This is a genomic window from Shewanella sp. M16 (assembly GCF_018224605.1).
GTDB classification, from domain to species: domain Bacteria; phylum Pseudomonadota; class Gammaproteobacteria; order Enterobacterales; family Shewanellaceae; genus Shewanella; species Shewanella oncorhynchi.
Genome location: NZ_JAGTUL010000025.1, coordinates 25,702 through 37,808, shown reverse-complemented (window position 1 = coordinate 37,808; position 12,107 = coordinate 25,702). Strand labels below are relative to the sequence as shown.

10 protein-coding genes are annotated in these 12,107 nt (G+C 37.0%); 8 read left to right on the top strand and 2 right to left on the bottom strand.

What is annotated here, in order from left to right; translation table 11 throughout:
* Positions 1-194: 194 nt before the first annotated feature.
* A complete protein-coding gene (locus tag KFE26_RS16205) occupies positions 195-425 on the bottom strand; it encodes a hypothetical protein (protein WP_037391534.1) in 231 nt (76 codons plus the stop codon).
* 165 nt (positions 426-590) lie between these two features.
* On the opposite strand from KFE26_RS16205, the gene KFE26_RS16200 reads away from it, so the two are divergent.
* From KFE26_RS16200 to KFE26_RS16165, 8 genes are all read left to right on the top strand, one after another.
* Positions 591-1,790 (top strand): ParA family protein, encoded by a 1,200-nt coding sequence (locus tag KFE26_RS16200; RefSeq protein ID WP_212601031.1) that lies wholly within the window; start codon positions 591-593, stop codon positions 1,788-1,790.
* Positions 1,790-2,887: a ParB family protein gene (locus KFE26_RS16195; protein WP_212601030.1), complete on the top strand. Its 1,098-nt coding sequence runs from the start codon at positions 1,790-1,792 to the stop codon at positions 2,885-2,887. Before KFE26_RS16200 ends, KFE26_RS16195 begins: the two co-directional genes overlap by 1 nt.
* A 330-nt stretch (positions 2,888-3,217) precedes the next feature.
* Positions 3,218-7,078 (top strand): hypothetical protein, encoded by a 3,861-nt coding sequence (locus tag KFE26_RS16190; RefSeq protein WP_212601029.1) that lies wholly within the window; start codon positions 3,218-3,220, stop codon positions 7,076-7,078.
* 89 nt (positions 7,079-7,167) lie between these two features.
* Positions 7,168-7,893 (top strand): hypothetical protein, encoded by a 726-nt coding sequence (locus KFE26_RS16185; protein ID WP_212601028.1) that lies wholly within the window; start codon positions 7,168-7,170, stop codon positions 7,891-7,893.
* A gap of 132 nt (positions 7,894-8,025) precedes the next feature.
* Positions 8,026-8,403: a hypothetical protein gene (locus tag KFE26_RS16180; protein WP_212601027.1), complete on the top strand. Its 378-nt coding sequence runs from the start codon at positions 8,026-8,028 to the stop codon at positions 8,401-8,403.
* 37 nt (positions 8,404-8,440) lie between these two features.
* Positions 8,441-9,325 (top strand): hypothetical protein, encoded by an 885-nt coding sequence (locus KFE26_RS16175; protein ID WP_212601026.1) that lies wholly within the window; start codon positions 8,441-8,443, stop codon positions 9,323-9,325.
* 109 nt (positions 9,326-9,434) lie between these two features.
* Complete coding sequence (locus KFE26_RS16170; protein WP_212601025.1) at positions 9,435-10,403, top strand: YiiX/YebB-like N1pC/P60 family cysteine hydrolase; 969 nt, start codon at positions 9,435-9,437, stop codon at positions 10,401-10,403.
* 157 nt (positions 10,404-10,560) lie between these two features.
* Positions 10,561-11,166, top strand: a complete 606-nt coding sequence (locus KFE26_RS16165; protein ID WP_212601024.1) for a hypothetical protein — start codon at positions 10,561-10,563, stop codon at positions 11,164-11,166.
* A gap of 207 nt (positions 11,167-11,373) precedes the next feature.
* On the opposite strand, the gene KFE26_RS16160 is transcribed toward KFE26_RS16165, so the two are convergent.
* Positions 11,374-12,003, bottom strand: a complete 630-nt coding sequence (locus KFE26_RS16160) for a recombinase family protein (RefSeq protein ID WP_212601023.1) — start codon at positions 12,001-12,003, stop codon at positions 11,374-11,376.
* Positions 12,004-12,107 lie beyond the last annotated feature (104 nt).

Genomic DNA, 12,107 nt, shown 5'->3' with positions numbered 1-12,107 from the left:
CAAAGTGGCGAAGAAACGGAGTAAAACTGAGATTTTCAAAAGCAAAAGAGTTGATCTATATAAAATGGTTGAACCATTTTATTGTAAGTTCACTTGAGTATGAGCCAAGTAAGTAAGAAAGAAAGGTTAAAAATTGAGAAAGGTATTTAGACCTGGCATTAAAGAGCAGGAACTTAATCCCTGCTCTCTATGGTTTATTGTTGAAGTGTTAGTTGTTTAAATACTCGCTGTTGTAACCAATCAGGTTTCGTTACTAACCATTGAATCAACAATCCCGATGGGATCATTGGTAAGTCAATTAGACGCGCTTTTTCAATTTGGTTATACTGAAATTGTGACATAAGTTTAGTTACCTTTATCCTAGGTTGTGGCACAGGCCAGTGATGATCTTGACCATCATCATTGGCCGTATTTTTATCCGTCATTTCTCATTTCAATACCCTCAACTTCCGTATTTCGTTGTTTGGCCACATTAACAGTCTGACCAAATTCGGGTTCTTTTACCTTTAAAATAGCAATTCCATTGAATATAAGTATACACCTTAAATATTAAGGTATACACTTAAATTTAATTATTTAAGGAGGATTTCATGGATAGCATGCAGACTACAGAGACTTTTCAAGAGCTTAAAATGGGGGCTGATGCCTATATTAAGCGACGTAACCAACGGTTATTGTCTAATCACCGGAAAGAGTTGCGAAAATTTACGCGTGCGGAAGCCTTTACCTATTTGGACATTGACGCAAAAACACTTGATAAATATGTATCTACAGCAGATTTTGATCCAAGGCGGCATGAAGATTCTCAATGGCTAATCAACATAGAAGAAATGTATAAATTACGAGATTTGCTACCAGATAATTTGCGCAAAGCATCTAAATTTAAGCGCAGTGATAACCAGAAAATGCAGGTTATTGTTATACAAAATCAAAAAGGTGGTGTTGGTAAAACCGTTTCTGCTGCAACAATTGCTTCAGGCTTGGCTACAGAGTTTCATCAAGAGTATCGGGTAGGCCTTATCGATATGGATGGTCAAGCTACTTTGTCCATGTATTACGCACCAGAAGCGGATCTAGAAGGTTGTTTATCTGTTGGCGATCTCATGATGAATAATTTTGATCTAGATGAAGGTGAGACTCTTGAACAAGTCGTTTCAAACGCATTCTTACCTACAACTATACCTAATCTCCGTATTTTGCCGGCATCACAAAGTGATAGAGCTATTGAAGGTTGGTTTCATGAACAAGTATTTGGTCAAAAGTTAAAGTCTCCTTACTCTCTTTTGAACACGATCATCAATGCTGTTCAAGATGAATTTGATATCATCATTATCGATACCCCTCCCTCATTAGGGTATGCAACTTATAATGCATATTTTGCCGCTACCAGTGTAGTTTTCCCGTTGTCCATCACAGAAAACGACATTGATGCTACTTGTTCCTATTTTAGTTATATCCCTCAAGTGTGGGCTTTATTGGCGAATGCTAATCATCGTGGTTATGATTTTATGAAGATTTTAATTACAAATCATCGCGATAGCGCTACAACAACCGATCTAATGAATAGTTTATACGATCATTTTGCGCCTTATATGTACTCAAATGAATTTAAACATAGTGAAGCTATTCGTCAGTCATCTTCGTTGCTTTCTACCGTGTTTGATATGTCTAAGAGTGAATACCCTAAGAGTAAAGCGACGTTCCAAAGTGCACAGCAAAATTGTTATGAAGTAACCAGCCAAGTCCTAAGAGATATTGTGAACGTCTGGCGTGAACAGGAGCAAGCATAATGGCTAAAAAACGTGGGGTAATGAGCCCTCTAGGTAATGCTGTTGGTGCCGAAGAAGCACAAATAAATGCAGCCAAAGCTAATATTGAGTCTTTAAAACGCCAAATTACAACTGAAATTGAAAAAGTAAGTGAAGACGTAACGTTATCTCTTCAAAATTTATTTGGTTTTGAATCTGTAGGTAAAAGCTTCTTATGGCAATTAGCTTCTGGTGCTACCGCTACATTTACCGAAGCAACATTATCATATGAACAAGTTCGCGATAGTACCTATGTGACTTTCGATGTTAACGGGCGTGACCAGGCATTATTAAATGCAGATTCTCTACAAGATCTCGATTCATTAGCTTTCCAGCAATTTTACCCAGCAGTCGCTAGAGAAGTGAATGGTAAACTCGATGTGCTAGATGGTTCTCGACGCAGAGCTTGGTTTTTACTGCAAAATGGTGAAGTTGATATATTTCGCATACTGGTAACTAAAGATGATATTTCACTTTCAGATGCTAAAGCTCTAGCTAAACAGCTCCAAACTGCAAAAGAACATAACCTACGTGAAATTGGCCAACAATGTTTATCTTTGGAAAAAGCGAATCCTAAGATTACACAGGCTGAAGTAGCTGCTCAACTTGGAATGAGTCAGGCTGGTGTGAGTAAAGCTTTAAAAGCCGCTAAGGTCGATGAACGTTTGGTGAAGCTTTTTCCTGTGGCTAATGACTTGTCACACACTGACTATGCTTTGCTGAGTAAAGTTATGGAAGTCTATGAATTTGAAGATGAATTACTATCATTCATCAATGGTTTGACTAAACAAGTTGTCATTATTCAGGCTGAATATTCAAGGGAAGAACGTAAATCAGCTATCACCAAAGCGATAAAAGCAGAACTTCAGATCGCTAAGGATATGAAAAGTAAAGCACAGGTTAGTGTTACTAATCTTGCGACATTTGATAGCTCAGGCATTTACGCAAGAAAGCGTATTAAAGGACGCAACTTCGCTTATGAATTTGGTCGACTGTCTTTAGATATTCAACTGCAGTTAGATGTTGCTATTGCAGATGTTTTGAAAAAAAATAAATTTAACACAAAATCAGATTTTTAAAAAAATTTAGTTTTATGTCACTGCAATTAAATTATTTCTCCGATTGTGGTACTACATACTAAAACGCCTTAGTTACACCTTAAATATTGCCTATTTATAACAGTAGATAACTCAGGACTATCTACTGTTATCTATCTATTTGCTGTATATGACTTCGGTTCGAGGTGTACATATGAGCTATAAACAATCGAAATTTTTCAGTGGTGGATATTTCCAAAATCCCAGCGACCCCTCAAACCCACATAAATACCTTAACTTGTTTAATAAATCCACTTATGACAATATATCTATCTGATATTTATATATTTTACTAAGGGTCCTTGGTGTTTTATGAAAGAAGTTTTTAATGCTATTCGAGACCTGTTAGTTGTTTTTTTGCGGTATGCCTTAAGATGCGTGCTCTTTAAACGAGATTTTGCTGACCATAATGCAGTACCTGATTTAGCCCCGGTTATTTGTGAGAAGGGTCATGAACATTACGCGCAACAGTTGGAAGTATATCTGAGCCGAGCGGAACGGGTAAAAGGGATTGCTGTAACCGGTCCTTACGCTAGTGGCAAGAGTACGTTTCTCAATACATATCAGGTTCACCACCCTGAACTCAAGTACATTAATATCTCTTTAGCTAATTTCTATGATGAGGATATTAAAACAGTTGGTGAAAACACATTATTAGATGCTCAACAACGGCCGACAGTTGAACGCATTGAACGTGCAGTATTAAAGCAGTTATTATATAGAGAAAGTGACATAGAGAGCCGAGGCTCTCGCTTTGTCCGTGCACCTTTAACTAACCCATCTAGACCATTCGCAATCGCTGTCACGTTTACTATAACGATATTTGGGATTGCATTGTTGTTTGCGAACCTTTATGGCACAAAAAAGATATTAGATTGGGCTCAAATAAACTCAACCAATTTTACTGATTCAACCCACCCTTTATATTGGTTTGCAGCTTTCATGGTCGCAGTGCCAACTTTATTACTTGCTGATTTGGTTCGTTATGTTAGACAGATACGAATAAGTAAGATAAATCCTGTTAGTGGTGATATAGAGGTACAGGGTAAAAGTCATGACTCTGTGTTCAATCTATACCTTGAAGATATTTTGGCTTACTTCGGCCATGCTAAAATTGATGTGGTTATATTTGAAGATTTAGATCGCTTTGAGTGCCATAGAATTTTTGAACGGCTTAGAGAATTAAATAAAGTACTCAACGATAGTAATGTTGTCAGTCGGCCCGTCCGTTTTATCTATGCTCTTTCTGATGATGTATTTGAGGGTCCTGATCGGACTAAGTTTTTTGATGCGATTGTTCCAATCCTTCCTGTGGTTGCGGGGGCTAATGCCTACCCACAATTCAAACAATTACTGGCCAAAGCTAGTATCACTATCGCAGACAATACAAGTCATTGGGATGATCTGTGCCGAACTATCACGCTATATATTCAGGAGATGAGGCTTCTTAAAAGCATTGTGGCGGAGTTTTTATTGTACAGAAAAGTGCTTGAACTCAATAACACCCAAGGCAGCGAAACAAAATTATTGGCGTTTATCGCGTATAAGAATTTGTATAGTGATGATTTTGCTTTATGCCAAGAAGGTAAAGGCTCGCTTGTTGAACAAATACAACAAAAGAAAAATTTTATAACTCTAGAGCACCAAATGCTTGAAAAGCAAATATTAGAGCTTCGTCAAGAAGAGAAAGAGGCCGAGGCAGATCATTTGGCTGATCAAGGTGAATTGGCTGAGTTGATGTTATATAGAGTGAATTCATCTAAAGTCACTGGAGCTGATTCTTCTTATCATCCGCTTCTCTCTATTGATAGTATTCCCCTATATGGTGTTGAAAATCCTGTGGAGGTGGTTGAAAGAATGTTTAACGCGACCTGCAGCGAGTCATCGTACGGAAGCGTTAATGGAATAACAAGGAATGGGGGGTCTCATGGTAGCCTCAGAAAATGGTCAGCTATGCTTGAGTCGGCAATGCCTGATTATCAAACACGTCTAGCGCGGTTGAAAAATCGCAATATAGAAGCTCGTCAAGCGCGGCAGAAAAAAATAAAACAACTACAACAGGAACAACAGGCTTTGAGTTTGCTAAGCCTAGCACAATGCCTAAAGCGGCCTCTCAACCAGGCGACACCTACGCCATCGAATGACAAGCCAATGCTTCACGCATTTCTCATAGCAGGATTTATCGATGAGGATTACGGCTTCTACTTGAGTGCCCATGTTGAAGGGCATCTTACTAAACAAGATATGGAATTATTAAGAGCATTGAAGGGGCTGACAGTATTCGACCAAAATTATGAATCTGGCAACTATAAAGAGCTGGTAGCATTTATCAATGGGGAAGCATGTGCTTCTCCTGCGGCATATAACATCGGACTGATAGAGTATCTGTCAGACTCGCAAAATTCTGATGCTATGCCTTTTTTCATTGAGATTTTGAAAAATCAATTTAAAGACCACTCACAGGGGCTTGAGCGATTAGCTCAACCTATCTGGAGTAAAGTATGCTTTAAATCTCTTATTAAGCATTGGCCTGAAGTGTTATCAACATTGCAAAATAATCAAGTGTTAACAACAAGCGAGACTGCAGTATTACTCGTTAGAATACTACTTACTATTGAGGAAGTAAGAGAAGATGAGTCATTTTTCATTCAGTCAATAATTGATGCCTGTGCTGATATGCTTGAAATAGTCGCAGATAGTGGCAATGTATCTAAGGCTCTAAAGTTAATAGCAGAAGCCGATATTAAAATCGAAACTGTGAATATTTTACCTAACTTATATGTGGTCATTCGAGAGGCACTGAACTATCAAGTGCTAAAGCTGAACTCAGTAACGTTTATCGCCACAATATCAGCAATAAGAGATAAAGACATCATCACTTTTCCTGTTGCATATACTAAATTACCAATTACCAACAAAGCCTTTAAATCATTTCTATATTCAGATATTCATGAGTATGCAAGATTAATCTATTGTGGTGAAATTTCCGAAGTGCCAGCAACAGTTATAGCTTCGCTATTGAACGATGAGTTTAAATCTATTTTGACTGAGAAAGAGAAGCTTTCTCTGATTGAGGGGCTAGACTTTCTGATTGAGGATCTCAATATTATGGACCTTGGTAATTGCAAGTTGATAGCCTTAGCCGAAGAGTTTCGAATTGCGCCTACTTGGTCTAACGTAGCTGTGTTAATAAATTTCTATAACAACGTTCTAAATGATAAAAAAATAGATAAAAAGCATAACGAAAGCACTGATGAGTTAAAAGTCATGGTGCTGAATTTTTTACAAGCACAGAGTACAAAAGATGCATTATGCTACAAAGGTGAGAAGTTAGAACTTGAATCGGTACGCGATGAGTTTATTTCATTTATCGAATCTAGTGAGATAAACGCGGATAGTTTTGCTGAATATATAGCTGCGGTAGAGTATCAATATGGTCCTGATAATATTTATGGTTTGCGTGAGGATCAATCCTCCATATTGTTAAAGAGAGGATTACTTTTACCATCATTTGAGCTTTATCAGGCGCTAAGAGCTGACCAGCAAAATAATACTGCTTTAGCTTTGATACAGATGAACGAATCAATATTCTTTAAACTTAATATTATGGAAGTGGATGGTTCTTGGTTACCAGAGTTGGAGTTTTCGTCTGAGGATTTGTTGAAATTGATCGTCAGTGATTCTCTTTCGGTAATAGCAAAACAAGCGTTATTAAAAACTCATCAAGTAAATATTTATAAAGATATTGCCCCGAAAGAATGGTTACACTTGGTTTTACCTATTCAAAAGCAAGAAAAAATATACGGACTGACTCTGATAAAAAATTCAGTTCTGACTGAGCAAATTGCTATTGATTTAGGCTTGATTCCTGAGCAGTTACTATTGGAAGACGATGTTATAAAAGCATTGCTTGCAATGAAGTCAATTTCTTCGGATGACAAAGTACGTTTATTGATAGGGCAAATGGCTCATCAGAAAGCGAAAATCTTGCCAATGATCAATTCGTGGGACTCGAAGCCAGATAGTTTCTATACCACTAGTGATGGAATATTGAATGGATTGCTAGATAATAATACCAATTACGCTTTCAGTTGTTCTTTGGTTTACCATGAAGTCGTATCTTCTTGCTCTGTCAGGCGTGGACGACTACATATCAATTACTTTAAGGGTTAGTTTTATTTTTCAGCCACTCTTCAACGATGACTAGGTTATTAAAACCGTTCACTCGTAATAGTATTGTTAGTTTAAAGTAGGAAAATATCGTGGTTATACAAGAACAAGCATTGAGTAAATTAGCGAATGCCATGAGGATATATGGCGAAGCTCATATGAATTTTAATCGTTTGAAGTTAGTTGATGCCGAAGAGGCTATTGATAACTTAGATCGAGCTATGGAAGCCAAGCTTGAAGCTTTCCATAGTCTATATGATGTAACAAAGGGCCTCTTTGATTACTTTGACCATGCGGATACAGCAATTCTCATTTTACTGAGAAATGCAGTTCACCACCGTAACCATCTGTTGTTTAAAACTTGGAATCAAGAGATGGGTTTAAATGAAGGGCACAAAAAATACCTTGGTGGTGAGTTTTTGCTTGCAAGTCACGACATTTTGACTAATGGTCATGAAATGAAGCATTTGTACAAGCTTGAAGATTTCTATCTGCGAATAGACCCATCACTAGGGTCACCTTATGTCGAGGATAGAATTAGTGACAAAAGTCGAGAAAAATTGTTAAATCAGCTCGAAAATGATCTTAGTTTTGGTGCGCTTAAAAAATACTCAAACAGTGAAAGATACCCGCTAAAACATGTGTATATAAATATAATTCCTATTTATATTTCAGCTACTGTTAAGGTTTTCAAAGCACTTAACGAAAAGGGTGTAAAGTTTGTTGGTTTTGACGCAAATGCATACAAAGAAGCTTTTACAAATGAACTAGCTGTAGATTTGGGCTCGTTTAATTATTCGACAATACGGATATTGTAATTAAAGTAACAACTGTTTAAGAGTGATTATCAATGCAAAGCATTTTCACTATTCTATCTATGGTATTCGGGTGGATTGCGTTGCTCACGTCTTAACAGGCAGTTAGCTTTCTTATATTAAATGGTGCTATTTATGAAATTTTTTGAAGCAGGAGTTCAATATAAAGATCTTGATGGTTCTGTCCATGCAGACCGAGATGATAATCAGGATGCAACTTATTATCTAAGAAAACACCACAGCATTCCTGATAATAGCTTCGTGCTTGGTATTCAAGTTTATTCGTCTGTACATAATGTTAGATATAATACCCTTACAGTTAGGTTTTTTCATTCAAATGTTGGTAGTTATGACAATATCCAAGAAAAGATAAAAACTGAAGGCGATGCTTTGGTTCTAAACGAAGTTGAAATTGAAATGCCTTACAATGATTTTTTTAGTCTGTTTAAGCGCTTTAGTTTAACTTTATCATCTAATGGTTTACTCGAAGGCAAGTCATATACCACAATATAAAAGCTAACAAGGCGTTATGCCTATCTTGGAGACTATCGTGAATAATGAGCAACGTCTAAGAATTGGGTACTACCGTTCCTCTGATTTAAACGATGGGAAAATAGATTTTGGTATCTTAAATGCAGATTTTTCTTTAGATTCCTATAGAGAGCTTTATCGCAACTCGAAGGTGATTCTTGATTTACAGCCAATAGCAATTTTGTTCGAAGCTGTTCAAATTAATTTCAACGAATTAAATTCTAGTTTTAATATTGGGATTAACTTTACGAAGAATATGAAACCTGGTAAAGGGGTTGTTTTTCAATATCTTTCATTGATGAGTGATTTGTCTGTAAAAATTACAAATTTTATAACCTCAGCGAATACATTTCTTGTCAACTCGGAATGCAATCTTAAAAAGACATCTGAGCATTTTGAATGGAATGAATATCGAAATAAACTACATAAATCCTCATTTTCTTACAGATTCACTTATGAGTTAAGAAACTATTCGCAACATCATAGTTTGCCAATATCATCGCTAAATGTGAACCAAGATAAGACGAAAGATAAAATAACCTTGCTTGTAAACATGAAAAGAGATGAGTTACTTAGTTGTGGTTATAAATGGGGTAAAATTAAAAATGACATCCAAAGTTGTGACGAGGTCTTCGATCTTTATCCTCATTTAAATAAATATATGAAAATTATAGAGGAGTTATTCTCTAAGTATATAGACGTTAAGAGTGCTAAACTGCAAGAAACAATCATCTATTTTGCAAAACTAAATAGCACTTTTAAGTTCCCTGAAAAAAGTGTTCCTGTAGTTTTTGTTGGTGAAGCCGAAAATGACAAACCTGTACCTAAACATCATGAAATGATACCATTTGAAAATTTAGATTGGTTATTAAGTATTTGTAATAAGGTAGGTTCATTATCCTGATGAACAGTTCTAAAGGGAAAATTTACCGTTTGCCATTTTCACTTAGTTAAATGTTATCGCTAACGTTAAATTTATCATTAACTGGTTCGTTAGGTTTCTAGGAAGTATTATGTATCTATTAGACAGATCAAAGTTGAAGCTCGGAGACATCATTCTCACTCGCTCGAATGAAAAGAACAGCTCATTAATTTGTAAGATTACTAATTCAAATTTCTCACATGCTATTTTGTATGTTGGTGAATCGAGCTATATTCATTCTGATCTCTATGGGGTGCATTCTAGTAATACTCAGCGATTACTAATAGATGAGCTTCAATATGTAAAAGTTATGCGAGTGGACGATCCCGTTGTAGCAGAAAAAGCCATAATTTATGCGCGGCTACAAGTTGGAACTTCCTATTCAAAGGTTAGTGCTGCTAATGCGTTCGTTAAAGTTTTTACAAAACTAGATTCGAAAAGGCAGTTTTGTTCTAGTTTGGTCGCAAAAGCTTTTGAGTCGGCAGGTGTCAAACTTGTTGCAAACAGTGATGCGTGTTTACCGCAAGAAATCGCTGATTCTATGTTTGTAAAAGAAGTTAAAGGTTGTGTGTATCAAGCTGAACCGAATGAAATTGACTTTGCTAATAGCTATGATCCTATCAAGAATCAAGCTGAAATTACAAACAACATACTCAAATCTGCTAGAAAAATGTTAGGTAACAAAATCCAATCACTTTCAGATATTACTAAAGCTCTTATAGCGGACCCTAAATACGATAGCGAAATCACTGATATTTATGAGTCCTCTGGATACTTAACCATGTGGGAATACGAGCTAAAAGCAAACCCATGGCGATATAACATTGACTTATTTGAGGCTTTACCATTGTCAAAAAGTGAACAATATGTACTAGCTACACAAGAGTTGAAAAATGCTGATGGGCTACTTGAGTTGTACAAGATTAACTTTGAACAATACTTTTATATCAAAGAGTTACACCGTTTGAAATATGCCAACCAACAATATATCTTATACAAAAAATTAGTTGAAAATGCTCTTGACCATAAGTTTACAGCCGAAGCAATTCTCGGGAAATAGACCATACAAAGTGTTCCAACACCGTTCCGGCGCTTCGCGCCTCCACTCGACAGTTTGTAAGTAGCGCATTTAGCGAATTGCTGCCCAAGGTTTATCGCAATGTGCTACTTACAAACTGCGGTTGAACACAACGTTATACATCACATGGAGTCAACTTATGTCCTATGAATGGGTAAAGGATTTAATGCCACTGGCTGGTGTTGGTTTAGGTGTCTATCTAGTTCCTTATATCGAAAGTAGAAAGTCAAAGTCAGAGTCAAAAAGAGCTATTGATTGTTTTTATGCTGAGTTGGCTGATTATGAAAAGGCAGCATCCTCATACGTAAAAAATTATTATGAATCATACTGGATACTTTGGAAGGCTGATAAAGGTCAAAAGTTTAATGATCGTTTTTATGAGCTTACCCTAGCTCCTCGTCTAGAATTCTTATCTTTGGAAACCTTGCTTAGCAAGTCTTTGCTAGAGCTGTCTAGCGATCAAAGAATGGCTGTTAAAGCACTAAAGTCTCTTGCAGATAAAATTAATAAAAATTCAGACCTGATTGGGCAAGCGAAGAGTGCGGAAGATTTTGTGCTCCTAATTGGAAAATTTAGAGCAAATACAGAAATGTTAGCTTCATTTTACTATTTGGTTAGTCGTATGCATCATGAAGCTGATCGGTTTGCTTATCTAGATCTAACAAATAGTGAGGTAGTGAAAAAGGTCAATGGAGTTCTTGGCATTTCGTTCGAATGGGAGGATCTAGCGAAAGCCAATGTATAACAAATTGCTGCACGCTGACACATACTGCTACGCTAATTTTTGTGTTTTCGCTGCGCTCCATTTTATACAAAAGCACTCTCCGCAGCATGTGCAGGTGAGAAAGACGTTGTCAAAAATGAACCAGTGAATCACTCTACACCAGACTGATTTTCACCCCGTATCTTCCTTCCAACGGGGCTTTTTTTTGCCTTAGAATGAATCAAATCTTTAGAGAATTGATTCATCGGTTTTTAGCTCATTCAACTTAGCAGCCTTGGCAATGGTAGAACGACTGCATTTAAGCAGACTCTGCACTTGTGACCAGCTTTTCCCTTCATCGAGTAGTAACCGAATATTGTGCCTCAATCCATGGTTAGGCTGACGCCCAAGGTATTTACCTAAGGTTTTGGCCTTTTCGATGCCTTGTGCTTGTCGCTTTCTTCTTGTCTCGTAATCATCTCTGGCCATGGCCGCGGCTAAATCAATCATGAACTCAGTCAGTACCTTTGCGATCATGGTATGTTCTTCAGTGTTATTTAAGATCCCATGTGTCATTGGCTGGTCAACAACAACAATATGAATATAGGCTTTTACCAATTTACTTTTTAGGACCTTCCATTGCTCAAAGGGGAGGCGAGACAATCTATCGACTTTTTCTATGAGTAAAACATCACCAGGGTGAGAGTCCATGATTAAGCGCCCAAGTTCAGGCCGTTCAATTTTCGCCCCTGATTGCGTCTCAGTATAAAAACTGGCTATGCGAACATTTTTACTTTCTGAAAACTGAACCAACTCATTTCTGGCTCGATTGGCATCTTGTTCATCTGTTGATGCGCGTAGGTAGGCCCGAATAAACATTTTGCCTCATTTGGTGTTTTTAGGATGTGGTTTACGATGCTAGTGCGAGTAGGGTTTTAAATCAATATATAGCGAACCAATTGGCAATGTGATGTGGTTAGTTT